Origin of the sequence: Sinomonas mesophila (genome assembly GCF_001999765.1) — a bacterium.
In the GTDB taxonomy this organism is placed as follows: domain Bacteria; phylum Actinomycetota; class Actinomycetes; order Actinomycetales; family Micrococcaceae; genus Sinomonas; species Sinomonas mesophila.
Window position 1 is genome coordinate 140,968 of the sequence record NZ_MTIC01000013.1, and the last position, 24,003, is coordinate 164,970.

Consider the following 24,003-nt stretch of genomic DNA (forward strand, 5'->3'; position numbering starts at 1 on the left):
TTCCGTTCGACTGGTCTCAGGCGGCGAGAACCGCTGAGCGAAGAGTGATTCGGGGGAGTGTGAGGTGGATCTCGTTCAACATCCACCATGAATAGAACTCATCCATACGTCGATTGTCAACATCCTCCAGGAGCTTTCAGTCCAATCCAATTGAGAACCGATCTCGGAAGAACTGTTGACGATCTACATCCGCCACTATAGATTCAGAGTGCATAAAAAAGCCGCGGCAGGTGCGGGACGGACTCCAGGGGACGAGCGCCGGCCTCACCTACGCTCTTCCGAAGGGACCCTCATGCCCACCAACTTCCGGCCGAAGTACATCTCCTTCGACTGCTACGGAACGCTCATCAACTTCAACATCGACCCCACCACGCGGCGCCTGCTGGATGGCCGGCTGCCCGAGGAGCAGTGGCCTGCCTTCAAGGCCATGTTCCGGGGCTTCCGCTACGACGCGGTGTGCGGCGACTACAAGCCCTACGACCAGATCTTCCAGGACTCCTTCGACCGCGTCTGCAAGCGCTGGGGCCTGGCCCCGACCGAGGGCGCCGGCGCGGAGTTCGCCGAGGCAGTCCGCGGCTGGGTTCCCCACGAGGACGTCCCCGCCCCGCTGAAGACGATGGGCGAGAACTACCAGCTCGTGATCCTGTCCAACGCCGAGGACAGCTACCTGGACATCACTGTCCCGAGGCTCGGCGCCGAGTTCCATGCTGTCCTCACCGCTGAGCAGGCGCAGGCCTACAAGCCGCGCTACCAGGCCTTCGAGCACATGCTCGACACCCTGAACGCCTCGCCCGAGGACTTCCTCCACGTCTCCTCGCACACGCGGTACGACCTCATGCCCATGCATGACCTCGGCTTCCCCAACACCATCTACCTCGACCGCGGCTACGACCCGCACAGCCCCGGCTACAACTACACGACCGTCTACTCCCTGGAGGAGCTCAACAAGAACCTGGGCCTCTGACGCTTCCCGAGGCAGAAGGCGTCCATCATTCTGGATTCCTCGTAGGGGCGCCTTCTGCCTCCCCGGGGGACATCGGCTCCTGACCTTTTCCTTCGACCATTGAGAGCGTGACATCATGAGCGACACTGCCTTCATCGACGCCGTCGCATCCGAGAGCGGCCTCCTTGCGGAGCAGTCCCAGCTTGAGGACTCGGCTGTCTTGCGGCTCCTGGATCAGTTCTACGGGCTGGAGGGCGAGCTCATCCGGATCCCCACCGAGAAGGACGAGACCTTCCGCCTCCAGAACGACGACGGAAACTATCTGGTGAAGCTGTCGCCCTCGGATGAGGACCCCATGATCGTCCAGCTCCAGACGGCGTGCATGGAGCACCTCGAGCGGGCCGCGCCTGAGCTTCCGGTCCAGCGCGTTGTCAGAAATCTCGACGGGGGCTCGGAAGTCCTCGTCCCCGCGTCTCGGGGGCCGTTTGACCGAGTGCTCCGGGTGATGCAGTTCATGCCGGGACAGTTGCTGGCCAACGACACGCCGTCCGCCGCCCAGCTCCGCTCCGTGGGCGCAAGCCTTGCCCGTCTGAACCGTGCGCTGCAGGACTTCGATCATCCTCGTGCCAACCGGAGGCTCCTGTGGGACCTCAAGCATTTCCACCGCATGCGGCCGCTTCTTGACTATGTCGATGACGGAGCAAGGCGATCCTTGGCCGAGGGCATCTTCGACCAGTTCGATCGAGCGGTGGTGCCGCTTCTCGGCACTCTCACCTCCCAGGTGATCCATGGAGACTTCAGCCCCTTCAACGTCATCGTCAACCCGGGCAGTCCGGACTACGTGACGGGGATCATCGATTTCGGGGATGCTGTGCGCACCCCCGTGATCTTCGATATCAGCGTCACCATGGCCAACCTCCTGGGAGCGGACCCGGACAGGCCGTGGGAGCGCGCGCTCCGGGTCCTCGAGGGCTATCAGAGCCTCCGCCCGCTGCCCGTCCACGAGCTGGAAGCGCTGGTCGCCGCGGCTCCGGCCCGCCTTCTCCTGCGGGCCCTCATCACGCAATGGCGGGCAACCCAGTTGCCCGAACGACGTGATTACCTCCTTTCCCACTCCAAGCCCGACTGGGACCGGCTCGCCTTCACCTCGCGGCCCCGGCACCCACAGTTCGCTTCACATCCTGACCCCGACGAACCAAGCCACAGGAGAGACCTTGAGCACTACTGCCTCAGTCCGCAAGCCATCCAAGGCCATGATCAACGGCTTTGACCCGGCACGCCTCAGCGAGCTCCCCGACCACATCCAGGAGAACATCCGACGCCGGGAACAGAGCCTGGGCCCGAGCTACCGGCTCTTCTACAACACCCCGGTGGAAGCCGTCCGCGGCCAGGGGACCAAGCTGTACGACAGCGAGGGGAACGAGTACCTGGACGCCTACAACAACGTCCCCAGCGTGGGCCACGCCCACCCGCGCGTCGTGGCTGCCGTCCACGAGCAGATGCAGAAGCTGAATACGAACACCCGCTACGTCCAGGAGTCCATCCTCGACTACTCGGAGCAGCTCCTCTCGACGTTCCCCGCCGAGCTCGGGCACGTCATGTACACCTGCACCGGCTCGGAAGCCAATGACCTCGCCATGCGCGTGGCGAAGTACGTCACGGGCAACCAGGGCATCATCGTCACCGCCGGCGCCTACCACGGCCTGACGACTGAGGTAGCCGCGTTCTCGCCGTCGCTCGGCGTGGGCGTCCCCCTCGGTGCCAATGTCAGGGTCATCGACGCGCCCGACACCCTCCGCTATGCGCGCCAGGGATCCCTCGAGGACCACCTGCGGAACCAGGTGCGTGCCGCCATTGCTGACCTGCAGCGCCACGGCGTCGGACTGGCAGCCTTCATCGCCGACAGCATCTTCTCCTCTGACGGCGTCTTCGCCGGCCCGGCGGGCTTCCTCCGGCCGATCATCGAAGAAGTCCAGGCCGCCGGCGGCCTGTACGTCGCGGATGAGGTCCAGCCGGGCTTCGGGCGCACGGGCGAGCAATGGTGGGGCTTCCAGCGCCACGGCATCGTCCCGGACATCGTCACCATGGGCAAGCCCATGGGCAACGGCATCCCCATCTCCGCGGCAGTCTTCAAGCCCGAGCTGCTCGTCGAGTTCGGGAAGAACATCCGCTACTTCAACACCTTCGGCGGGAACACCGTCGCGATCGCAGCGGCCCAGGCAGTCCTGGACGTGATCCGCGAGGAGTCCCTTATGGAGAACGCCCTCAAGGTCGGCGAACAGATCCAAACCGGGCTGCGGGAACTCGGCCAGGGCCTGGAGCAGGTCGCCGAGGTCCGCGGGAGCGGCCTGTTCATCGGCGTCGACCTCGTGACCGACCGGTCCACCCTGACTCCCGACGGCGAAACCGCCGCCTACATCGTGAACAGGCTCCGCGAGGAACGAATCCTCATCTCCGCATGTGGAGCCCAGGGCAACGTCCTGAAGCTCCGCCCCCCGATGCCATTCTCCACGAACGACGCAGACCGCCTGCTCGAAGCGATGGGCCGCATCTTCCGAGACCTGCACTGATCTCACTCATCATCGACACCCCCATCCCGACCAATCCGGAAAGCCGATCGCGGCGGACTCGGCCGGGATGCGGGCCGTGAGGTGGCGGGCGCTGACCTCGTCAGCCCGCGCTGAGCCTTCGATGGCGTCAGCGTCCGCACCCCTCTACGCTTCAACACTTCACAGACAGGAACGCTCCCGAGATGCCCGTCAAGCTCGAGCTGCACCCGTTCTTCGCGCAGCCGAATGTCCATGCCGGACGTGGCACGAGTGGCCACGTCGCTCGGGTGATTCCCGAGGCCTAGGGCAGGTCGATCTCGAGCGAGCGGGCGGCTACGTCGTCGAGGGCACGGCGCACGGCCCCGAGGGTCACGGCCCGACCGCCGAGCGGTGAGACCTCGACTCGGGCCGGCGTCGCCGTGAGCGCCGGGAGCTGGGCGCGGATCCGGGGGAGGAGCCGCGACGCCGCGTCCGCGACGGCCCCGCCGATCACGACGAGCTCGGGGTTGAACACGGTGGAGAGGATCGCCACGACGCGGGCCATCACGAGCGCGATCCGGTCGAGCACCGCCCTCGCCGCCTCATCGCCGTCCGTCGCCGCGGCGAAGACCGCCTCGGCGCTCACCTCTTCGGGCGGCATGCCGCCGAGGCCGCCCTCGGTGGCTGCTTCGGCGCCCCACTCGCGCGCGAGCTGGGCGATGCCTGCCGGCGCGCCGACGCCGTCGACCATGCTCAGGAACGCGAGCTCGCCGAAGCCGCCGCCGTGCCCGCGCAGGAGCCGCCCGGACTCCAGGACGCCCGCGCCGACGCGTTCGCCCGCGAGCATGACGGCGACGTCCTCGACGCCCCGGGCGGCCCCCCGCCACTGCTCGGCGAGGGCCGCGAGGTTGGCATCGTTCTCGAGCAGGACCCGCCAGCCGAAGCGCTCGTCCAGGGCCTCGGCGAGCCCGAAGTCGAACTGGCCCCAGAAGGCCTGCCCGCCCACGACGCGCCCCTCGCGGTCCACGGGCGCGGCCATGCCGGCGCCGACGGCGAGGACGTCCCGCGGGCTCCGGCCGCAGGCCTCGAGCGCCCGCAGGGCCGTCGCCGCGATGGTGTCGATGCGCTGGGCCTCGGCCTCCGCGGGCATGCCGCTCGTGGCCTGGGCGAGGGTCTCGCCGCGCAGGTCGGCAACGAGCACCGTGGCCTTGGCGACGCCGAGGTCGATCCCGAGCACGGCCCCGGCGTCGGCCCGGAACGCGAAGCGGCGCGCGGGGCGGCCCTTCTGCGGCCCCGGGCCGCGGGGGACGTCCGGTTCCTCGGCCCAGCCGCGCTGCACGAGGTCCTCGCACACGGCGATGACCGTGGCGCGCGTGAGCCGGGTGTGGTCCATGAGCTCGCTCACGCTCAGCACGCCGGAGGCCCTTCTCAGCACCTCGAGCACGGCGCGCGCGTTGACCCAGCGGACCAGGTGCGGCCCCGGCGCGGTGACGTCCTGCATTGGCCTTGACCTCCCTCGCGGACGCTTCACATAATATTCATGCGACTAAATTTAGAGTCTAAATTAGAGGCTCGCCTGCGGGCCAGATGCCTCGAACCGCAACGACAATCCTCAAGGAGCATCGGTGTCCACCACCCCCGCGACCCCCGCCCCCGACGCCGACTGGTGGCGCCAGGCCGCCGTCTACCAGATCTACCCGCGGAGCTTCGCCGACGCCAACGGCGACGGCATCGGAGACCTCAAGGGCATCACCTCGCGCGTTCCCTACCTCAAGCAGCTCGGGATCGACGCCGTGTGGCTGAGCCCCTTCTACCCCTCGGCCCTCGCCGACGGCGGGTACGACGTGGACGATTACCGGGACGTCGACCCGAAGCTCGGCACCCTCGAGGACTTCGACGAGATGTCCGCGGCCCTCCACGAGGCCGGCATCCGGGTGATCGTGGACATCGTCCCGAACCACACCTCCGACCGGCACGAGTGGTTCAAGGAGGCCCTCGCCTCGCCGAAGGGCTCGGCGGCGCGCGAGCGCTACATCTTCCGCGACGGCCAGGGCGCCGACGGCGAGCTGCCGCCCAATGACTGGACCTCGATCTTCGGGGGCGGTGCCTGGGAGCGCGTCACCGAGCCGGATGGGACGCCCGGGCAGTGGTACTTCCACCTCTTCGCCATGGAGCAGCCCGACCTCAACTGGGACAACCCCGAGGTGCACGAGGACTTCAAGAAGACCCTGCGCTTCTGGTCCGACCGCGGCGTCGACGGCTTCCGCGTGGACGTGGCCCACGGCCTCAAGAAGGACATGGACGCGGCCCACGACGACCTCGAGACGATCCACCGCGCCGACCTCTTCTCGCTCGGCGAGCACCCGCTCTGGGACCGCGACGAGGTCCACTCCATCTACGCCGGGTGGCGCGAGATCTTCAACGAGTACACCCCGCCGCGCACGGCCGTCGCCGAGGCGTGGGTCCACGCGGACCGCCGCGCCAAGTACGCCTCCCCGGAGGGCCTCGGCCAGGCGTTCAACTTCGACCTCCTCCAGGCCGACTTCGACGCCGGGCAGTACCGCGAGATCATCGCCACGAACCTCGCGGAGGCGGCCGCCACCGGCGCGTCCTCGACGTGGGTCTTCTCCAACCACGACGTCGTCCGCCACGCGACCCGCTACGGCCTCCCGAAGGGCGGCGGCCACATCGGAGTGGGCCAGGACGGCAGGGACTGGCTCCTGCGCGGAGGCGACCCGGCGGAGGTCGACGTCGAGCTCGGCCTCCGCCGGGCCAAGGCCGCGACGGCGCTCATGCTCGCGCTCCCGGGATCGGCCTACCTGTACCAGGGCGAGGAGCTTGGCCTGCAGGAGGTCGGCGAGATCCCGGACTCCGAGCGTCAGGACCCCACGTTCTTCCGCAACCCCGGCATCGAGGTGGGCCGGGACGGCTGCCGCGTGCCGCTCCCGTGGGAGCAGGAGGGCACCTCGTTCGGCTTCGGCTCCGGCGGGTCCCACCTGCCGCAGCCGGCGTGGTTCGGCCGGTACGCCGCGAGCGTCCAGGAGGCGGACGCCGGCTCGACCCTCGCGTTCTACCGCCGCGCCCTCGCCCTGCGGCACGAGCTCCAGGGTGCGGAGCGGCTCACGTGGCACGAGAGCGCCGACGACGACGTGCTGCACTTCGAGCGGCCCGGCGGCTGGCACGTCGTGGCCAACTTCGGCGACGCGCCGGTGAACCTGCCCGAGGGCGACCTCCTGCTCGTGAGCGCGGAGGCCGAGGAGGGCAAGCTTCCGGCCGGCGCGACCGCCTGGATCCGTTCCCAGGGCTGATCTCTCGCCGGGGGGGCTGACAGCGCCGGAGGCCTGCGGCGGAAGGGGGCTTCTGGCCCTTCCGCCGCAGGCCTCCGGCATGAAATCCTTTGACGCATTCCGAGACGCTGCCGAGGAGGAAGCCATGTCCGAACTCAATCTCGACTACGGCCCGGGGGCTCGCCACGAGAGCCATGATCTGGCCGAGGAGCGATGCTGGGCTCTCCTGGGTGCCTCGGGACTGGGGCGTGTCGGCTTTGTGTCCGAGGGGCGGGTGAGGGTGTTTCCGGTCAACTACATCGTGCTCCACGGGGCCCTCTACTTTCGCACCTCGCGGGACGGTGTGGTTGCCTCGAGCCTCCCGCAGCAGGGCGCCGCGCTCCAGACGGACTCCGCGAGCCCGGCCCTCCAGTCCGGCTGGTCGGTCCTCGTCTCGGGCGCCGCTGAGGCCGTCGAGGACCGCGAGGAGCTCACCGTGCTGTTCGGCCACATGACCGACGAGCCCTGGGCCGGGGGGATCCGGGACCTCTTCGTGCGCATTGTGCCCGAGAGCGTGAGCGGGCGGCAGGTCTACCTCGCGCACTGATGCACCGACGGGCTCAATAAATCCAGCGTATTGACATATCACGCGTTGCGGCGTGAACTGGAATCATCACCGGGATGGGGGCCCGATTCTTCGACCGAGCACCGTGAGTCAGGGGAGTCACATGGCCGAGCAGGACCACGGGGGCGCGAGCGCCCCCGTGCGACATACCGAGGCGGGGGAGCACGCGGCGCACGCGCGTGAACCAGAGGCCCGTGAACCGGAGGCGCGCAGCGGCCCCAGGCCGGATGAGCGCTCCGACATCCAGTGGTGGGAGGCGTGCGGCGGCTGGAGCGTCCGCTACGCCATGGGCACGTTCTGAGGACTGCGCGGCATCCCTCATCCCTGTGACCGACGCGGCATAATGTGCCAGCCGGGGGCGTCGGGGGCTACCGTTGAACCATGACCTCAACGACTGCCGCCGACTCGGCACGCCCGGCCAGCGAGGGCCGCCCGTCCCGATCGATCAGCCCCGAGATCGCCCGCTCGTGGCTGCTCGTCAACGCGATGAAGACGGAGCTCTTCGACGAGTCCGCGGCCTCCCGCGCCGACGCGATCATCCTCGACATCGAGGACGCCGTGGACCCCTCGCAGAAGGACCACGCGCGCGCGAACGTCGCCGGCTGGCTCGGCGGCGGCGGCCGCGCATGGGTGCGCATCAACGACGCCACGAGCCCGTTCTGGGCCGACGACCTCGCGGGCCTGCGCGGCAACCCCGGCCTGCTCGGCGTCATGCTCGCCAAGACCGAGTCCGCGGACCAGGTCACCGAGAGCTTCCACCGCATGGACGGCAAGACGCCGGTGATCCCGCTCGTCGAGTCCGCCGTGGGCATCGAGGAGGCCAACCACATCGCCAAGGCCCAGGGCGCGTTCCGGCTCGCCTTCGGCTCCGGCGACTTCCGCCGCGACACGGGCATGGCTGCGACCCAGGAGGCCATGGCCTACCCACGCGCGAAGCTCGTCGTCGCGTCCCGCGTGGGAAACCTGCCGGGCCCGATCGACGGCCCGACCGTCGGCACCAACCACCCGATCCTGCGCGAGCAGAGCGCCATCACCGTCATGATGGGCATGACCGGCAAGCTGTGCCTCGCGATCGACCAGACGACCGTGATCAACGAGGTCATCAGCCCGACGCCGTCCGACGTCGCGTGGGCCTCCGACTTCATGCGCGACTTCGAGGCCAACGGCCGCGTCATCCGCGACGGCTCCGACCTGCCGCGCCTCGGCCGCGCCGAGAAGATCATGAAGCTCGCCATGGCCTTCGGCGTCCAGCCGGCGCTCTGACGGCCGGCGCATGCTCAACGACTTCTGGGAGACCGCGTCCCCGCTGTACAGGAAGGTCGTGCTCTCGGGCATGGCCTTCCTGGGGGTGGGGATCGCGCTCACCATCGCCGCGAACCTCGGCCGCGTCACGTGGCTTCTCTATGCGTCGATGGCGATCATCGGCATCGGCCTCGTCACGCACCTGGTCGGGATCGGCATCCGGGTGCGTGACGCGCGCCGGCGCGCGGGGCGCTAAGCCCACCACCCGGGGTCACCTCCCAACGTTCCGGGGTCACCTTCCTGCGATGCGGGGTCACCTTCCTGCGATGCGGGGTCACCTCCCCGGGCGCTACGCTCCCGTCGCCTCGCGCGCCCGCCTCACGTGGCTCCGGGCGTGCTCCACGGCGTCCTCGAGGGAGTCGAAGAGGTGCTTGTGGTGGCGCAGCTCGGCGATGACCCCCACCCTCCGCACGAGCTCGAGGTGCTGCTCCTGGACCCCCTTGAGCAGGACCGTGATGCCGCGGGCCTCAAGCGTGCGGATGACCTCCACGAGCGCCTGCGCGCCGGTGGCATCGAGGTAGCGCAGCTGGGACAAGCGCAGCACCACGACCTCGACGCCCTCCACGGAGGCGAGCTCATGGAGGATCCGCTCGGCGGCGCCGAAGAACATCAGACCGTCGAGGCGGAAGACGGCGATGTGCTCGTCGCCGTCGTGCGCCGGGCCTGCGATGGGCTCACGGCGCACCGTGCCGAGCTTCGCGAACTGGCGAAGCGTGAGCAGCGCCGCAGCGACGAGGCCGATCTGGATGGCGACGATGAGGTCGAACGAGACCGTGATGATCGCCGTCAGCACGAACGCGAGCGCGTCGTGCCGGGTCGAGCCCAGGATGCTCCGGGCCGTCCGCAGCGACACCATCCGCGCCGCCGTCACCATGAGCACCCCCGCGAGGGCCGCCAGCGGGATCTGTCCCACGAGCTGCGCCGCGAGGTACACGACGCCGAGCAGCACGAGGGCGTGGACGACCGCCGCAAGCCGTGTGCGGGCGCCCGAGCGGACGTTGACGGCGGTCCGGGCGATCGCGCCCGTGGCCGGCATGCCGCCGAACAGGCCCGCAGCGATCGAGGCGAGTCCTTGGCCCACGAGCTCGCGGTCCGGGTTGTACGTGCCGGTCGTGCGGCCCTCCGGTCCGGTCAGCCCGGACGCGACGCGCGCCGAGAGCAGGGACTCGATGGCCGCGAGGGCCGCGATCGCGAGCGCGGGCCCGGCCAGGTCCGGCGCCGTGGCGAGGTCCAGCGCGGGAAGCGCGGGTGCCGGGAGCGACGTCGGCAGCTCGCCGATCCGTTCGACGTCGAGCCCCAACACCGCGACCGCCGCGGAGGCGACGAGAATGGCGATGAGGCTCGCCGGCAGGGCCCGGTGGAGGCGCGGGACGAGGAGCATGACCGCCGCGACGAGCACGACGACGGCGACGCTCGCCCCGGCGCGCGGCCACGGCGACGAGGCGAGCGCCTCAGCCGCGGCAGCGGCCGTGTTGTGCCCGGGCGCGACATCGGCCGACACCGCGAGCGGGACCTGCTGGAGGAAGATGATGACGCCGATCCCGAGGGTGAAGCCCTCCACGACCGGCCACGGGATGTACGCGACGGCCCTGCCGAGCCTGGACGCCCCGAGCGCCACGAGCACGACGCCGGCGCCGAGACTCAGCAGCGCGACCGCGCCGACGCCGTGGGTCGCCACGATGGGTGCGAGGACGACGACCATGGCGCCGGTCGGGCCGGAGACCTGCACGTGGGAGCCGCCGAACACGGCCGCGACGAAGCCCGCGACGATCGCGGTGATGAGGCCCGCCTCCGCGCCCACGCCCGAGCTCACGCCGAACGCGAGAGCGAGCGGCAGCGCCACGATCCCGACGGTGACGCCGGCGACGAGGTCCTGACGCCAGGTCCGGCCCAGCTGGGCGTAGTCGGAGCGGCGGGGGAGGAGCGCCGCCGTCGCGTGGAGCGTCTGGGTGGCGGGGGCGACCCGGGGCGAGGGCGAGCCGACGGCGGTCACCGCGCGCCGCCGTCGTGCGCTCCGGTGCCGGCCGAGGCGGGGGCGCCCACGGCGGACACGTCGGGGAGCGCCGCTGCGGCCGCGAGGCGCTCGTGCGAGCCGGCGAGCGTGTCCAGGAGGAACGTCCGGGCGATCGCGAGGAGCTCGGCGACCGCGGGGTGGGCGAGCGAGTAGACGACGGTGTTCGCGGTGCGGACGCTCGTGACGACGCCGTGCCGGCGCAGTGTGGCGAGGTGCTGGGAGAGGTGGGACGCCTCGAGGCCCGTCTCGGCGAGCAGATGGCTCACGGGGCACGACTGCCCTGCGGAGGCGGTGAGGATCTCGAGGACGCGGATGCGGGCCGGGTGCGCAAGCCCCTTGAAGAGGTTCGCCTTGATCTCGTAGAGGGGCGCCTCGCGGTCGCTGAACATGATGCCTCCAGATGATGACTTGATGAATTCATCATATCGATGCTGGCGAGGGGCACCGGATAGGCTTTCCCCATGGCCATCAACCCCGACCTGCAGGGCCGCGTCTACCCGGCCGCCGAGGCTTACGACGTCGGCCGCGAGAAGATCCGCGAGTTCGCGCGCGCCGTCAAGGCGCAGCACCCAGCCCATTTCGACCTCGACGCCGCCCGGGCCCTCGGGCACGCGGACCTCGTCGCGCCGCCGTCGTTCGCGATCATCGTCGCCCAGCGCGCGGATGCCCGGCTCATCGAGGACCCGGAGTCCGGCATCGACTTCTCCCGCGTCGTCCACGCCGAGCAGCGCTTCATCCACCACCGGCCGATCGTCGCCGGCGACCGGCTCGTCGCGGAGCTGCACGTGGACCAGGTCCGCGCGATGGGCGGCGGGGCGATGATCACGACCCGCGCCGAGATTTCAGGCGAGGACGGCGGCAAGGTCGCCACCACGACGTCGTCGATCCTCGTGAGGGGGGAGGGCCAGTGAGCGCCGTGTCCGTCAGCAGGCCCCGGTTCGAGACCCTGGAGAAGGGCGCCGAGATCGGCCGCCGCGAGATCTCCGTGACGCGCTCCGACCTCGTCACGTACGCCGGGGCGTCCGGGGACTTCAACCCGATCCACTGGAACAACGACTTCGCCGTCTCGGTCGAACTGCCCGGGGTCATCGCCCACGGCATGTTCACGATGGGCGCGGCCGTCCAGCTCGTCGTCGACTGGGCCGGCGACCCGGCCGCCGTCATCGACTACCAGACCCGGTTCACGAAGCCCGTCCCCGTCGCGGACACGACCGGCACCGACGCCCCGGGCGCCGTCGTCGAGATCGTGGGCACCGTCGGGGCGCTCGACGCCGAGGCCCGCACCGCGCGCATCGACCTTGCCGTGACCTGCGCCGGCCAGCGCGTGCTGACCAAGGCGCAGGCGGTCGTGAAGCTCCCGTGACCCAGACGCTCCTGTCGTCCCTGACCACCTCCGAGGTCGGCGGCCCCGCGGCGCGGTACGAAGAGGCGCGCACCGAGGCGGAGATCATCGACGCCGTGCGCACCGCCGACGCCGCGGGCGAGCCGCTGCTCATCATCGCCGGCGGCTCGAACCTCGTCGTGTCCGACGACGGCTACCCCGGGACCGTCCTGAAGATCGCGTCGGAGGGGCTCGCCGTCGAGACGGCGGACACGTGCGGCGGCGCGTGCCTGACAGTCCAGGCCGGGCACGTGTGGGACGACGTCGTCGACTACGCCGTGCGCCACGCCTTCAGCGGGCTCGAGGCCCTCTCCGGCATCCCCGGCTCGACCGGGGCGACTCCCGTGCAGAACGTGGGCGCGTACGGCGCCGACGTCTCGCAGACCATCTGGCAGGTGCGCACGTGGGACCGTCAGGCCGGGGCGGTCAAGACGTTCGTCCCGGGCGAGCTGCGGTTCAGCTACCGCGACTCGCTGCTCAAGCAGACCACGGTTGAGGGCTCGCCGCGGTACGTCGTGCTGAGCGTGTCCTTCCAGCTCCCGCTCGGCCGCACGAGCGCCCCCGTGCGCTACGCGGAGCTCGCGCGGGCGCTCGGCATCGAGCAGGGGGAGCGGGCCTCGGCCCTCGAGGTGCGGCGCGAGGTCCTGCGCCTGCGTGCGTCCAAGGGCATGGTCCTTGACCCTGCCGACCGGGACACGTTCTCGACCGGCTCGTTCTTCACGAACCCCGTGCTGAGCGAGGCCGACGCCGCCGCCCTGCCCGAGGGCGCGCCCCGGTACCCCGCGGGGGAAGGGCTCGTGAAGACCTCCGCAGCCTGGCTCATCGAGCGCGCGGGCTTCCCCAAGGGCTATGGGCTCGCGCCGGACAGCGTGACCGGCGGGCGCGCGTCCCTCTCGACGAAGCACACCCTGGCCCTGACCAACCGCGGCGACGCGAGCGCGAAGGACCTCCTGGCCCTCGCGCGCGACGTGCGGGACGGCGTCCGGCGCGAGTTCGGGATCGAGCTGCACAACGAGCCTCTGCTCATCGGCCTGGAGCTCTGAGCCGCCCGCCCGTGTGACGGCTGCGCCTCTCAGGCATGATGGGGGCATGGGACAGTCAGCCCGGTCACTGGGCACGACGACGCTCGCCCGACTCAGGCTCGCCGCGCAGGGGCTGCTCCCGGCCGCCTCCGTGGGGGAGGCGCTCGGGCAGGCAGCCGACCCGGTCGAGGCCGTCCGCCGCATGGGCGCCCTTCAGAGCCAAGACCTGCAGTCGGGGCTGCTCGCCGCGGGCGTGCGGACGCGGGCAGCGTCGGGCCGCGCCACGGCGTCGGGTGTGGCGGACGCCCTGGCGAGCGGCGCCGTCGTCCGCACCTGGACCATGCGCGGCACGCTCTTCCTCGTCGCGGCCGAGGACGCGAGGGCGTTCGTCCGGCTCGCCGCGGAGCGCATCATGCATGTGGCCTCGCCGCGGCACCGCGAGCTGGGGATTGGGAGCGAGGACGTCGACGCCGTCCGCCGCGTCGCCGAGTCCGCGCTCGAGGGCGGCAAGGGGCTGACCCGGCCCGAGCTGTTCGAGGCGTTCGAGGCGGCCGGCCAGGCCACGAAGGGCCAGCGGGGGATCCACCTGCTCTCGATCCTGAGCCACCGGCTCGTGCTCGTGCAGGGACCCCTGCGCGGGCGGCAGCAGGAGTTCCGGCTCGCGGACGAGTGGCTTCCCGCCGACGACGGGCCGCGCGGCGATGACGCGCTCGAGGCCATCGCCCGCAGGTACATCGCCTCCCACGGGCCCGTCGGCGAGCGTGACTTCGCCTGGTGGCTCGCCCAGCCGCTCGGGGTCGTCCGCGGGCCGTTCCGCGCCGCCGCTGCGGATGCCGACGTCGTCTCCTTCGATGGCCGGGAGCTGTACTGCCTGCCGGACGTCGCCGCGCTCGCCGGGACGCGCGTGGGGGAGCGGGCCGCCGTGGCGGTGCCGGGCTACGACGAGCTTGCCATCGGCTACCCGGACCGGTCTGTGGCGATCCCGCCGGAGTACCTCGACCGCGTGATCCCGGGAGTCAACGGGGTCTTCAAGGCGATGGTCGTGGTGGGCGGCCGGGCCGTCGGGACGTGGACCAAGGGAGGGAAGGCCTCGGCGCCGCGTCCCGAGCCGGCCCTGTACGAGGACCTCTCCCCGGCCGCATCCGCGGGGGTCGCGAAGGCCCTCGCCCGCATCGAGGCCTACTGGGCGGGGTAGGGGACCCGCGCTGGTCGGGGCCCCACCCGAGCGTGGGGCGGCCACGCCTCCGGCCGGATTGGCTGTATAGCCGGCCCGCATCTGCTGCCGAAGCCCGCATGGGCTGCCCTTCGCCGCATCTGCGGCCCGGAGCAGGGCCGCCCTTGCGGCGGAGGGCAGGTGATGCGGTTCCGCCGGGCTCGGTGGGGCGGAGCTGATCGGGACCCACGCGGCCAAATCCACGGCGCAGTTGTCCACAGGCGGGCGTTGGCTCGTTGCCCGGGGCTCGAGCGCACGCGAGGATCGCCGCATGGACAGACGGATTGCGGAGGCCCTCATCGGAGCCAGATGGCCGGCTTCGGATGTTGTTTCCACGGCTGGTCTTCGCGCCGCCGGCATCGATGACCGGCTCGTGACCAGCGCGGTCCGCGCGGGCGCCGTCGTGCGTCTGCGTCGCGGGGCCTACATCCTGGCCCGTCGCTGGCAGGCCCTCGCTCCATGGGAGAAGGACCTGGCCCGCGTTGAGGCACATTGCGAGGCCACCGGGGCCGCGGCCGTCTACTGCCTCTCCAGCGCCGCGAGGCTCCACGGGCTTGCGGTGTGGAGCCCGACGCTTGCGAGGCACGCGGCAGCGCCGGTTCATGTGGCGACAGACTATGCCGGCTCAAGGACGAGCCGTGGCCCGGACGCTTTGTCCCATCAGCTCGGCCTCCGGCAGGAGGACGTTGTCGTCGTGGTGCGGGGCACGAGGCGCCTGAGGGCAACGTCATTGGCCCGGACTGTAGCGGATTGCGCCCGGTTCCTGCCGTTCGAGGAGGCCGTGGTGATCGGCGACAGCGCCCTCCATCAGGGCGTCCCGATGGACGACATCGTGCAGGCACTCGCGGCAGGATCAACGCGTGGTCGCAGGAGGGCGATCAAGGTTCTGAGCTTCCTTGAGCCTGCGACGGAGTCTGTCGGTGAGTCCCGTACGCGGATGCTCCTCGAACAACTGGGCTTCGACAAGCCCGTGGTCCAGCTCGGGCTGCACACCCCGGACGGGACCTACCGGGCGGACTTCGCGTGGGTCGAGCTCAAGATCATCATCGAGTTCGACGGCGAGGGCAAGTACTTGGACTACCAGCCGGCACCGGCGGTGCTGCTAGCCGAGCGGCGCCGGGAGAGCCTCCTCATGGAACAGGGCTGGATCTTCGTGAGGCTCCGGTGGGCCGACCTGGAGCGCCCCGACGACGTGCGACGCAGGCTCGATGCCGCCATCGCCCGCGCGCAGCGGCGTTCGGCGTGAGGGGACAGCGCGCCTGCGGCCGGCAGAGGACCCGGAACAGCTGCCCCCAGCCGCATGTGCGGCCCGGATCCCGGCAGCTGATGCGGCTGAGGGCAGCCCGTGCGGCCGAGGCCGGAGGGCAACGCCGAGGGCTGCAGCACAATGCCGAAGGGGGCCGGATCCCAGCGGATCCGGCCCCCTCGAGGTCGCTCGGACGTCAGAGCGTGCCGGTGGCGATCTTGAGCATGCGGCGCAGCGGCTCGGCGGCGCCCCACAGGAGTTGGTCGCCGACGGTGAAGGCCGAGATGTACTCAGGCCCCATCTCGAGCTTGCGGATGCGGCCCACCGGGATGTCGAGGGTGCCCGAGGCGGCCACAGGGGTCAGCTGCTCCATCGAGGCCTGCTTCTCGTTCGGGACCACGGTGGCCCACTCGTTGTCCTCGGCGAGGAGCTTCTCGATCTCCGCCACGGAGAGGTCCTCGCGCAGCTTGAGCGTGAGCGCCTGCGAGTGCGAGCGCATGGCGCCGATGCGCACGCACAGGCCGTCCATGACCACGGGCTCGAGCGCGGAGCCCGCGGCGGTGCCGAGGATCTTGTTCGTCTCGACGCCGGCCTTCCACTCCTCCTTGGACTGGCCGTTGCCGAGGTCCGCGTCGATCCAGGGGATGAGCGAGCCCGCGAGCGGGACCCCGAACTGGGTCGCGTCCACGCCGCCGCGCTGGGCCGCGAGGACCTTGCGGTCGATCTCGAGGATGGCCGACGCCGGGTCGGACAGCTCCGCGGCGACCTCGCCGTTGAGCGTGCCGAACTGGGTGAGGAGCTCGCGCATGTGGCGCGCCCCGCCGCCGGAGGCGGCCTGGTACGTCATGGACGTGCCCCACTCGACGAGGTTGTTCCGGAACAGCCCGCCGAGGCCCATGAGCATGCACGAGACGGTGCAGTTGCCGCCGACGAAGTCCTTCACGCCGGAGGCGAGGCCCTCGTCGATGACCGTCCGGTTGACCGGGTCGAGGACGATGATCGAGTCCTCGTTCATGCGCAGCGTCGAGGCGGCGTCGATCCAGAGGCCGTCCCAGCCGCGGGCGCGCAGCTCGGGCTGCACCCTCTTGGTGTAGTCGCCTCCCTGCGCGGTGACGATGATCGGGAGCTTGGCGAGCGCGTCGACGTCGAACGCGTCCTGGAGGGGTCCCGCGCCGTCAGCGAACGACGGGGCAGCGCCGCCCGCGTTGGACGTCGAGAAGAACACGGGGTTGATCGAGGCGAAATCGCCCTCATCCTGCATGCGCTCCATGAGCACGGAGCCGACCATGCCACGCCAGCCGACGAAGCCTACCGAAGAAGTCATGGGTTCTATTCTACGGACGACGGCGAGTGCTCGCCTGTGGTGTGCATCTCACCCGGGGGTGGGGCCCCGCTCGGACCCGCCCCCGGGGAGAGTCACTTGATCGGATCAGGGAGACCGCGCTTGCGGCGCAGGGCCTTGGCCCGGGCCTCCCGGAGGGTGGCCTGCCCGCCGATCCACGTGAAGGCGGCCGACACGGCGGCAGCGAGAAGGCCCAGCCACACGGGGCCCTCTGGGGTCCAGAACGAGACGACGAAAGCCACGGCGCACACGAGGGTTAGCCCCACCATCACGACCGACAGGATCGTCATGCCCCACACGCTGCGGACCTGGGACTCGAGGCCGTGGGTGGAGTTGCCGTACTCGTCGAGGGTGTAGCTGTGGAGTTCGCCGTCCTTGCCGCGGGCGAGGATGCGATGCCCGCCCTGAGTGGCGAGCTCCCGGTGGAGCGCGCGGGCCTGCTCGTCACGGAGGGCCCTCAGGGGATCCTTCGCCATGGTCAGCCGCGACGGATGTCGTCGATCGCGGCGAGCAGAGCGGCGTCGTCGGCGGGGAGCTCGTCCACGGAGTCGGTCTCCGGGACGTAGGTGCCAACCGTCCATGCGGAGCCACCGCGCTTGACGAGGAGTCGGCGGCCCTGCGCATTGTCGGGGCGCCCCAGGGCTGCGCCGCCGTCGGGGTTCTGCTCGAGGTGCTTGCGCAGGATGAACAGCATCGTCTCGGCGGCCGAAAGGTCTGGGCGCTGCGCCATCGCCCACCACGTGTTGAACGCGCGGGGCTGGAGGAGGATGCCGATTCCCTCCGCCTCGACGAGGGCAAGGCGGTCGATCGAGTCGGCTGTCAGGAGGGACAGGTTCACGACGCGCTCGGCGTGGCCCAGCGCGTGGGCCAGGGCGGCGATCGGGCCGGAGACCTCGAGCTCCTCGTCGGGCGTGGCCGTGGCCAGGCCCCGGGCCACGAGGGACGAGGCCCCCGCGGACACCACCAGCTCGTTGCCGAGCTGGTCTGCCAGGCCAAGGGCCACCGCCGTCGATTCCGTCGACGGCCCGGGCTGGAAGGCGAACAGGGCTGCGAGCTCGGCGAAGCCGAGGCCGATCTGGTCCGGGGAGTCTGTCGACGGCGTCGGGGTCTGCTCTGCGGTACTCGTCATGGAAGCCTCCTGTTGGGGTCAGAATCCGAAGAAGTCGCCGACGGCCTTGGCGCCGTCGGAAATGGCTCCGCCGACGGCCTTGGCTCCGTCAGCCACGGCGCTGGCAGCACCGTCCACGGCGTTCCTGACGGCCGGCACGTTGTCGTAGAGCGTCCATCCTGCCGTGATGACGCCGGCGATGACGTTGGCGGGTGGCGGAGCGAAGACCGACGCGACTCCCAGCGCGGCCTTGGCGGACGAGGCGATGCCGCCCGCAACGTTGCCCTCGCTGAACTTGTCGATGGCCGAGATCCCGTCGATGCCGGCCCCGAGCACGCCGAGGCCCTTGGTGGCGACGTTGAAGGCCTTGAAGGCCCGCGAGTCCTCGGCGAGGCCGACGAGTTTGTGCCAGTTGCCGCTCACGGCGTCGCTCGACGCGTTGAAGGCACGGCTCAGGCCTGCCGCCAGCGCCTCGTCGGGCCAGTTCTGCGGCTTCGCCACATCCCACGCCAGCCGCGCGTAGGACGAGAACGGGTTGACGACTCCGGCCCCGAAGGTCTTCGCCATGACCGAGAGGTCGAAGACCCCGGCCCGGATCTTCGGGAAGGCCTTGATCATCGACCAGGTGGACCAGCCCTTGCGGAAGGGCGAGTTCTTGTCCTCGAGCCAGTTCGGGATCCAGGGGTTGTCCTTGTTGTCCGTGGTTCCCGCACCGCCGGGTCCGCCCGGGGCGCCTGGCCCCGGCGCGCTCGCGGTGCGCGCCCCGAGCTCGGCGCTCGCCGTCTCCTGCGCCTCGGCGTTGGCCGCAAGAGTGCGGGCGTTCTCGCTCAGCGTGGCGGCGAGCTTCGCAAACGCGGGGCGGTGCAGCTGGGCCCACTGGCGGGTGAACTCCTCGGCGTCCTTGCCACCCCACACCTGCGGCAGGCGCGACGTGAGCTGGTCGATCGACCTCTGGACATTCTTGATCGACGTCGACTTCATCGTGAACTGCTTGCCGAGCGCCCTGAGCTGCTCAGGGTTCGCCCCTTGCTTGATCGTCAACGTTCCCCCCCTTCGTGCAATGTCTGCAGCCAACGTACCGGTGTTCTCATCGGCTTCGCGATGGGGACGTCTCCCCACGGCGAGGCGGCACGCACCAGCCGTCTCCCGGGGGTCCGCGTTCTCCAGGGGCTCAGGAATCTAGCTTCGCCGAAACCTATGCCCTGCGGAATCTAGCTTCGCCGAAACCTATGCCCTGCGGAATTCCGCGATGCGGTACCGCACGCCCGAGACCGAGGTGAGCCATCCGCCGTCGTCCGGGGTCACGGCCTCGAGCCGCCACTGGGTCCCGAGCGGGGGCGCGAAGGTGTCCCCGTCGGCGTCGCTGTCCAGGATCGTCACCATCGCGAGGTCCGCGAGCGGCATGGCCTCGGCGAAGATCTCCCCTCCGCCGATCACCCACACGAGGTCGCCGCCCTCGGCCTCGGCCGCCGTTGCGAGCGCCTCGTCGAGGGAGTGCACGACGACGGTTCCGCTCGCCTCCCAGCGGGGCTGGCGCGTGATGACGATGTTCGTCCGGCCGGCGAAGGGCCGGTACTTCTCGGGGATCGAGTCCCACGTCCGCCGGCCCATCACGACGGGATGGCCCGCCGTCGTCGCGGCGAAGTGCTTCATGTCCTCCGGCACGTGCCACGGCATGCCGCCGTCGCGGCCGATCACGCCCTCCTGGGTCTGGGCCCAGATGAGCCCGATCGTGGGGCGCGCGCCTTCGGAGCCCGTCACACCGCTGGCCATGCTGCCGTTCATACGGCCACTGATGCCTTGATCGCGGGGTGGTGCCGGTAGCCCAGCACCTCGAAATCCTCGAACCGGTAGTCGAAGATGCTCTCGGGGCGGCGCGTGAAGGCCAGGCGCGGCGGCTCGAAGGGCTCGCGCGAGAGCTGCTCGCGGACCTGCTCGAGGTGGTTGTCGTAGATGTGGCAGTCACCGCCGGTCCAGACGAGCTCGCCCACACCGAGGTCGAGCTGCTGCGCGACCATGTGGGTCAGGAGCGCGTAGGAGGCGATGTTGAAGGGGACGCCGAGGAACATGTCCGCGCTGCGCTGGTACAGCTGGCACGAGAGCTTCGCCGGCCCCTCCTCGGAGGGCGCGACGTAGAACTGGAAGAACGCGTGGCACGGGGGCAGGGCCATGTTGTCGATCTCGGCCACGTTCCACGCCGAGACGATGTGGCGGCGCGAGTCGGGGTTCGTGCGCAGGGACTCCATGAGCCCCGCGATCTGGTCGATGTGCCGCCCGTCCGGCGTGGGCCACGAGCGCCACTGGACGCCGTAGACGGGTCCCAGCTCGCCGTCGTCGTCCGCCCACTCGTCCCAGATCGTGACGCCCTGCTCCTGGAGCCAGCGCACGTTCGACTCGCCCCGCAGGAACCACAGCAGCTCGAGCGCCACCGACTTGAAGTGCACGCGCTTCGTCGTCACGAGCGGGAAGCCCGCGGAGAAGTCGAAGCGGATCTGGCGGCCGAAGACGCTGCGCGTCCCCGTGCCGGTGCGGTCGGCCTTGTGGACTCCGTGCTCGAGGACGTCGCGCAGGAGGTCCTCATAAGGGGTCGGGATGCTCACTCGGCCAGTCTAGTCAGTCGTCGAACGGCCGGACCTGCTCCAGCGCGACGACACGTGGGGGGCCGGCCACGGGCACGTGGAACACGAGGAGCTCGCCGGGCGCGAGGTACGGGTCCGAGGACGGGAGCCTGGCCTCGAGTCCCTCCTCGAGATAGACCGAGAACTGCTTCAGCAGGGTCGGCAGGACGGGCCGGTGCGAGCAGATCACCGAGGGCTTCCCCTTGTCAAACAGGCGCACGACGTCGGCGGCGGCCTTGTGCGGCCGGCGATCGTGGCGGTGCTCGGTCAGGTCCTCGGAGAGCTTGAGCTTGATCTTCACCCTCGAGGCGCGCACGTAGGGCAGCACCGTGTCGACGCAGCGCCGCCACGGGCTCGTCACGACCCGGGTCGGCCTCCACACGCTCAGGAGCCTGCCGACGGCCTGGGCCTGCCGGACGCCGGTCGCGGCGAGCGTGCGGTCGCCCTCGGCCTTGGTCCACGAGCCGCGCGGCTTCGCCTTGGCGTGGCGAAGGAGGATGAGCGGCCGGGTGTCGAGCGCGCCCCGGACGTCCTCCTCCTCGAGGGCGTCGAGCGGCTCGACGTCCGAGCGGTTGCTCAGGAGGAGCCGGGCCTCCTCGGCGCTGCACCAGTGCACCGCGTCGACCTCGTCGCCGTCGGGCATGATCCTGTCCCCGGGGCCCACGTGCATCGCCCAGTAGTGGACGGACTTGAGCCCCGCGACGACCTCGTAGTGCGTCGTGGGCAGCGGGATCCCGAGGGGGACGTCGAGCCCGATCTCCTCGCGGATCTCCCGCGAGGCGCACTCGTGGAGCGTCTCGCCGTTGTCGAGCTTGCCCTTGGGCCAGGACCAGTCGTCGTAGCGGGGCCGGTGGATGAGGAGCACCTCGAGTCCCCCGGCGTTGTGCCGCCAGGGAATCGCCCCGGCGGCGCGTACCACGACGGGGTTCTCCCCGGCGGCGGGGCGGCCCTCGACCGGCGTGTCCGACATCAGCGGCGGCTCGCAGCGCGCTGCCGCGCCCTGGAGGCGAGCAGCCAGGACTGGATGTCCTCGTGGTGATGCCCGTTCCCGTCGAGGTGGTGGCGCGTCCACTCGCCCTCGCGGTCGAGGTGCCACGACGACGTGCTGTCGGCGAGGTACCGGTCCAGGAGCCCGATGAGCTCGGCGATGTCCTCGCGGCTGCGCAGCTGGACGAGGGCCTCGACGCGGCGGTCGAGGTTGCGGTGCATCATGTCCGCCGAGCCGATGTACACGACCGGGTTGCCCCCGTTGGCGAACGCGAAGACCCGCGAGTGCTCGAGGAAGCGCCCCAGGACGGAGCGGACGGTGATGTTCTCGCTCAGGCCGGGCACGCCGGGGCGCAGCGCGCAGATCCCGCGGACGATCACATCGACCTTCACCCCGGCCTGCGAGGCCCGGTAGAGCGCGTCGATGACGGCCTCGTCCACCATCGAGTTGACCTTGATGATGACCCGGGCGCGCAGCCCTGCGCGGGCGTTGCGGATCTCGGCCTCGATGCGGTCGATGAGGCCCGAGCGGACGGAGCGCGGCGCCACGAGCAGGCGCTTGAACGTGGACTTCGGCGCGTACCCGGAGAGCTGGTTGAAGAGCTTCGAGAGGTCCTCGCCCACCTGCTCGTCGCAGGTCAACAGGCCGAGGTCCTCGTAGTAGCGGGCCGTGCGCGGGTGGTAGTTGCCCGTGCCGATGTGGCAGTACCGTCGCAGCCCGTCGTTCTCCTGGCGCACGACGAGGGAGAGCTTGCAGTGCGTCTTGAGCCCCACGATGCCGTACACGACGTGCACGCCCGCCTGCTCAAGCTTGCGCGCCCACGAGATGTTGGCCTGCTCGTCGAAGCGGGCCTTGATCTCGACGAGCGCGAGGACCTGCTTCCCGGCCTCGGCGGCGTCGATGAGCGCGTCCACGATCGGCGAGTCGCCGGACGTGCGGTACAGGGTCTGCTTGATCGCCTGGACCTTCGGGTCCGCCGCGGCCTGCTCGAGGAACGCCTGCACGGACGTCGAGAACGAGTCGTAGGGGTGCTGGAGGAGGATGTCGCGGCGGCGCATCGCGGCGAACACATTGGCCGCCTTGGACGTCTCGGACTCGTTGAGGAACCGCGACGTGTGCGCGAGGTGCTTGGGGTAGTGCAGGTCGGCGCGGTCGATCCCGGCGATGACGCTGAGCCCGCGCAGGTCCAGCGGGGTCGGCAGCTGGTACACCTCGCTCTCCTCGACCCCGAGCTCGCGCACGAGCAGGGCGAGGATGTTCGGGTTGATGTCGTCCGTGACCTCGAGCCGCACCGGGGGCCCGAAGCGCCGGCGCAGGAGCTCCTTCTCGAGGGCCTGGAGGAGGTTCTCGGCGTCGTCCTCCTCGACCTCGAGGTCCTCGTTGCGCGTCACGCGGAACGTGTGGTGCTCGAGCACTTCCATGCCCGGGAAGAGCTGGTCGAGGTGGACGGCGATGAGCTCCTCGAGTGCGATGAAGCGCGCCCTCCGGCCCGAGACGGTCCCGGCGCGGGGGCCGTCGATCGAGATGAGGCGGGGAAGCTGGTCCGGGACCTTGAGGCGCGCGAAGAGCTCCTTGTCGCTGATCGGGTTGCGGACCACGACGGCGAGGTTGAGCGAGAGCCCCGAGATGTACGGGAACGGGTGGGCGGGGTCCACGGCGAGCGGGGTCAGGATCGGGAAGACCTGCTCCGCGAACATCTGGCTCAGGCGGCCCCTGGCCTCGTCGTCCAGCTCGGACCAGTGCACGAGGTGGATGCGTTCCTGCTCGAGCGCGGGGCGGATCTGCTCGGCGAAGACGCGGGCGTGCCGCTCCTGGAGCTCGTGGGCCGCCTCCGAGATCTGGTCGAGCACCTCGATGGGGCTCAGGCCCGCGGGGGAGGGGACGGCGAGGCCGGTCGCGATGCGGCGCTTGAGCCCCGCGACGCGGACCATGAAGAACTCGTCGAGGTTCGAGGCGAAGATCGAGAGGAAGTTGACCCGCTCGAGGAGGTACAGCGAGGGGTCCTCGGCGAGCTCGAGCACGCGCGCGTTGAACGCGAGCCAGCTCAGCTCGCGGTCGAGGAAGCGGTCCGGCCCGACGACCTCGCCCTCGGGCTCGAGCCGCGGGGCGAACTCCGGGATGTCGATCCGGTCCTGGGTCGCGCGGGAGGGCGGGACCTCCGACGAGCCGAAGACGGGCTGGGTGCGCGGTGCGGCCGCCGCGGACGACGCCGCCTCGACGCCCACCGCCGGGGCGTCGCCGAGCGCTGTGGTGAGCTCTTCGGCCGCCTGGGCGGAGGCGCCGTCGGTCGCGGCGAGGCTGCCGCCGAAGGCGGTGAGGGTCGTGTCAGTCTGCGGCGCCGTTGCTGCACTGCTCTCGTTCTGGGCGGCTTCAGTCATGGTTCCTCCGCAGGAGCTGGTCTCTTGCA

24 protein-coding genes and 1 pseudogene are annotated in these 24,003 nt (G+C 70.6%); 14 read left to right on the forward strand and 11 right to left on the reverse strand.

Annotated features, from left to right (window positions below; genetic code table 11):
• Positions 1–292: 292 nt before the first annotated feature.
• From BV907_RS15215 to BV907_RS15225, 3 genes are all read left to right on the forward strand, one after another.
• The gene (locus BV907_RS15215; RefSeq protein ID WP_077490583.1) at positions 293–964 is read left to right on the forward strand and encodes a haloacid dehalogenase type II; all 672 of its coding nucleotides are present in this window, start codon (positions 293–295) and stop codon (positions 962–964) included.
• 115 nt (positions 965–1,079) lie between these two features.
• A complete protein-coding gene (locus BV907_RS15220; RefSeq protein ID WP_077490584.1) occupies positions 1,080–2,213 on the forward strand; it encodes a phosphotransferase in 1,134 nt (377 codons plus the stop codon).
• Positions 2,158–3,513 carry an aspartate aminotransferase family protein gene (locus tag BV907_RS15225; RefSeq protein WP_245828013.1) on the forward strand — a complete coding sequence of 452 codons (1,356 nt, stop codon included), beginning with the start codon at positions 2,158–2,160 and terminating at the stop codon, positions 3,511–3,513. Before BV907_RS15220 ends, BV907_RS15225 begins: the two co-directional genes overlap by 56 nt.
• A 280-nt stretch (positions 3,514–3,793) precedes the next feature.
• On the opposite strand, the gene BV907_RS15230 is transcribed toward BV907_RS15225, so the two are convergent.
• Complete coding sequence (locus BV907_RS15230) at positions 3,794–4,972, reverse strand: ROK family protein (RefSeq protein WP_077490586.1); 1,179 nt, start codon at positions 4,970–4,972, stop codon at positions 3,794–3,796.
• A 124-nt stretch (positions 4,973–5,096) separates the two neighbouring features.
• On the opposite strand from BV907_RS15230, the gene BV907_RS15235 reads away from it, so the two are divergent.
• The 5 genes from BV907_RS15235 to BV907_RS15255 all read left to right on the forward strand — a co-directional run bounded on the left by BV907_RS15235 (position 5,097) and on the right by BV907_RS15255 (position 8,860).
• On the forward strand, positions 5,097–6,779 hold the full coding sequence (locus BV907_RS15235; RefSeq protein WP_077490587.1) for a glycoside hydrolase family 13 protein: 1,683 nt from the start codon (positions 5,097–5,099) through the stop codon (positions 6,777–6,779).
• A gap of 124 nt (positions 6,780–6,903) precedes the next feature.
• Entirely contained in the window at positions 6,904–7,344 is a 441-nt protein-coding gene (locus tag BV907_RS15240; RefSeq protein ID WP_077490588.1) for a pyridoxamine 5'-phosphate oxidase family protein, read from the forward strand.
• Positions 7,345–7,447: 103 nt separating this feature from the next.
• Positions 7,448–7,663 (forward strand): hypothetical protein, encoded by a 216-nt coding sequence (locus BV907_RS15245; RefSeq protein WP_139346811.1) that lies wholly within the window; start codon positions 7,448–7,450, stop codon positions 7,661–7,663.
• A gap of 80 nt (positions 7,664–7,743) precedes the next feature.
• Complete coding sequence (locus BV907_RS15250) at positions 7,744–8,625, forward strand: HpcH/HpaI aldolase/citrate lyase family protein (RefSeq protein WP_077490590.1); 882 nt, start codon at positions 7,744–7,746, stop codon at positions 8,623–8,625.
• Positions 8,626–8,635: 10 nt separating this feature from the next.
• Positions 8,636–8,860 (forward strand): hypothetical protein, encoded by a 225-nt coding sequence (locus tag BV907_RS15255; RefSeq protein WP_077490591.1) that lies wholly within the window; start codon positions 8,636–8,638, stop codon positions 8,858–8,860.
• Positions 8,861–8,953: 93 nt separating this feature from the next.
• Here BV907_RS15255 and BV907_RS15260 read toward each other — a convergent pair whose 3' ends face one another.
• Together BV907_RS15260 and BV907_RS15265 are read right to left on the reverse strand one after the other, a co-directional pair.
• Positions 8,954–10,657, reverse strand: a complete 1,704-nt coding sequence (locus tag BV907_RS15260; RefSeq protein ID WP_139346812.1) for a SulP family inorganic anion transporter — start codon at positions 10,655–10,657, stop codon at positions 8,954–8,956.
• The gene (locus BV907_RS15265; RefSeq protein WP_077490592.1) at positions 10,654–11,067 is read right to left on the reverse strand and encodes an ArsR/SmtB family transcription factor; all 414 of its coding nucleotides are present in this window, start codon (positions 11,065–11,067) and stop codon (positions 10,654–10,656) included. Before BV907_RS15265 ends, BV907_RS15260 begins: the two co-directional genes overlap by 4 nt.
• A gap of 72 nt (positions 11,068–11,139) precedes the next feature.
• On the opposite strand from BV907_RS15265, the gene BV907_RS15270 reads away from it, so the two are divergent.
• The 6 genes and pseudogenes from BV907_RS15270 (at position 11,140) to BV907_RS19390 (ending at position 15,540) form a co-directional block, all read left to right on the forward strand.
• Positions 11,140–11,589 carry an FAS1-like dehydratase domain-containing protein gene (locus tag BV907_RS15270; protein ID WP_077490593.1) on the forward strand — a complete coding sequence of 150 codons (450 nt, stop codon included), beginning with the start codon at positions 11,140–11,142 and terminating at the stop codon, positions 11,587–11,589.
• Between the two features lie 5 nt (positions 11,590–11,594).
• Positions 11,595–12,041, forward strand: a complete 447-nt coding sequence (locus BV907_RS15275; RefSeq protein ID WP_425441649.1) for a MaoC/PaaZ C-terminal domain-containing protein — start codon at positions 11,595–11,597, stop codon at positions 12,039–12,041.
• On the forward strand, positions 12,038–13,102 hold the full coding sequence (locus BV907_RS15280; RefSeq protein ID WP_077490595.1) for a UDP-N-acetylmuramate dehydrogenase: 1,065 nt from the start codon (positions 12,038–12,040) through the stop codon (positions 13,100–13,102). The genes BV907_RS15275 and BV907_RS15280 overlap by 4 nt, the downstream gene beginning before the upstream one ends.
• Positions 13,103–13,148: 46 nt before the next feature.
• Positions 13,149–14,276, forward strand: coding sequence for a winged helix DNA-binding domain-containing protein (locus tag BV907_RS15285; RefSeq protein ID WP_077490596.1), 1,128 nt, complete (start codon positions 13,149–13,151; stop codon positions 14,274–14,276).
• Positions 14,277–14,565: 289 nt separating this feature from the next.
• Positions 14,566–14,718 (forward strand): annotated as a pseudogene (locus BV907_RS19825) (type IV toxin-antitoxin system AbiEi family antitoxin domain-containing protein); the annotation flags it as partial.
• Positions 14,719–15,078: 360 nt separating this feature from the next.
• Positions 15,079–15,540 (forward strand): hypothetical protein, encoded by a 462-nt coding sequence (locus BV907_RS19390; RefSeq protein ID WP_245828014.1) that lies wholly within the window; start codon positions 15,079–15,081, stop codon positions 15,538–15,540.
• A gap of 196 nt (positions 15,541–15,736) precedes the next feature.
• Here the strand turns inward: BV907_RS19390 and asd are convergent, their stop codons facing one another.
• The 8 genes from asd to BV907_RS15330 form a co-directional block, all read right to left on the reverse strand.
• Positions 15,737–16,864 carry an aspartate-semialdehyde dehydrogenase gene (gene asd / locus BV907_RS15295; protein WP_077490598.1) on the reverse strand — a complete coding sequence of 376 codons (1,128 nt, stop codon included), beginning with the start codon at positions 16,862–16,864 and terminating at the stop codon, positions 15,737–15,739.
• A gap of 92 nt (positions 16,865–16,956) precedes the next feature.
• The gene (locus tag BV907_RS15300) at positions 16,957–17,358 is read right to left on the reverse strand and encodes a hypothetical protein (RefSeq protein WP_077490599.1); all 402 of its coding nucleotides are present in this window, start codon (positions 17,356–17,358) and stop codon (positions 16,957–16,959) included.
• Between the two features lie 2 nt (positions 17,359–17,360).
• Positions 17,361–18,011, reverse strand: a complete 651-nt coding sequence (locus tag BV907_RS15305) for a hypothetical protein (protein ID WP_077490600.1) — start codon at positions 18,009–18,011, stop codon at positions 17,361–17,363.
• A gap of 18 nt (positions 18,012–18,029) precedes the next feature.
• Positions 18,030–19,031, reverse strand: a complete 1,002-nt coding sequence (locus tag BV907_RS15310; protein ID WP_077490601.1) for a WXG100 family type VII secretion target — start codon at positions 19,029–19,031, stop codon at positions 18,030–18,032.
• Positions 19,032–19,217: 186 nt separating this feature from the next.
• Positions 19,218–19,763, reverse strand: coding sequence for a dihydrofolate reductase (locus BV907_RS15315; protein WP_175637487.1), 546 nt, complete (start codon positions 19,761–19,763; stop codon positions 19,218–19,220).
• An 8-nt stretch (positions 19,764–19,771) separates the two neighbouring features.
• A complete protein-coding gene (locus BV907_RS15320) occupies positions 19,772–20,590 on the reverse strand; it encodes a thymidylate synthase (protein WP_077490603.1) in 819 nt (272 codons plus the stop codon).
• A 13-nt stretch (positions 20,591–20,603) separates the two neighbouring features.
• Positions 20,604–21,581 (reverse strand): NUDIX hydrolase, encoded by a 978-nt coding sequence (locus tag BV907_RS15325; protein WP_077490662.1) that lies wholly within the window; start codon positions 21,579–21,581, stop codon positions 20,604–20,606.
• Positions 21,578–23,974, reverse strand: a complete 2,397-nt coding sequence (locus tag BV907_RS15330) for an RNA degradosome polyphosphate kinase (protein ID WP_245828015.1) — start codon at positions 23,972–23,974, stop codon at positions 21,578–21,580. Before BV907_RS15330 ends, BV907_RS15325 begins: the two co-directional genes overlap by 4 nt.
• Positions 23,975–24,003: the final 29 nt, after the last annotated feature.

Coding starts and splice junctions, on each gene's coding strand:
- BV907_RS15215 (WP_077490583.1), top strand. CDS start 293: ATGCCCACCAACTTCCGGCCGAAGTACATCTCCTTCGACTGCTACGGA.
- BV907_RS15220 (WP_077490584.1), top strand. CDS start 1,080: ATGAGCGACACTGCCTTCATCGACGCCGTCGCATCCGAGAGCGGCCTC.
- BV907_RS15230 (WP_077490586.1), bottom strand. CDS start 4,972: ATGCAGGACGTCACCGCGCCGGGGCCGCACCTGGTCCGCTGGGTCAAC.
- BV907_RS15240 (WP_077490588.1), top strand. CDS start 6,904: ATGTCCGAACTCAATCTCGACTACGGCCCGGGGGCTCGCCACGAGAGC.
- BV907_RS15250 (WP_077490590.1), top strand. CDS start 7,744: ATGACCTCAACGACTGCCGCCGACTCGGCACGCCCGGCCAGCGAGGGC.
- BV907_RS15255 (WP_077490591.1), top strand. CDS start 8,636: ATGCTCAACGACTTCTGGGAGACCGCGTCCCCGCTGTACAGGAAGGTC.
- BV907_RS15265 (WP_077490592.1), bottom strand. CDS start 11,067: ATGTTCAGCGACCGCGAGGCGCCCCTCTACGAGATCAAGGCGAACCTC.
- BV907_RS15270 (WP_077490593.1), top strand. CDS start 11,140: ATGGCCATCAACCCCGACCTGCAGGGCCGCGTCTACCCGGCCGCCGAG.
- BV907_RS15285 (WP_077490596.1), top strand. CDS start 13,149: ATGGGACAGTCAGCCCGGTCACTGGGCACGACGACGCTCGCCCGACTC.
- asd (WP_077490598.1), bottom strand. CDS start 16,864: ATGACTTCTTCGGTAGGCTTCGTCGGCTGGCGTGGCATGGTCGGCTCC.
- BV907_RS15300 (WP_077490599.1), bottom strand. CDS start 17,358: ATGGCGAAGGATCCCCTGAGGGCCCTCCGTGACGAGCAGGCCCGCGCG.
- BV907_RS15305 (WP_077490600.1), bottom strand. CDS start 18,011: ATGACGAGTACCGCAGAGCAGACCCCGACGCCGTCGACAGACTCCCCG.
- BV907_RS15315 (WP_175637487.1), bottom strand. CDS start 19,763: ATGGCCAGCGGTGTGACGGGCTCCGAAGGCGCGCGCCCCACGATCGGG.
- BV907_RS15330 (WP_245828015.1), bottom strand. CDS start 23,974: ATGACTGAAGCCGCCCAGAACGAGAGCAGTGCAGCAACGGCGCCGCAG.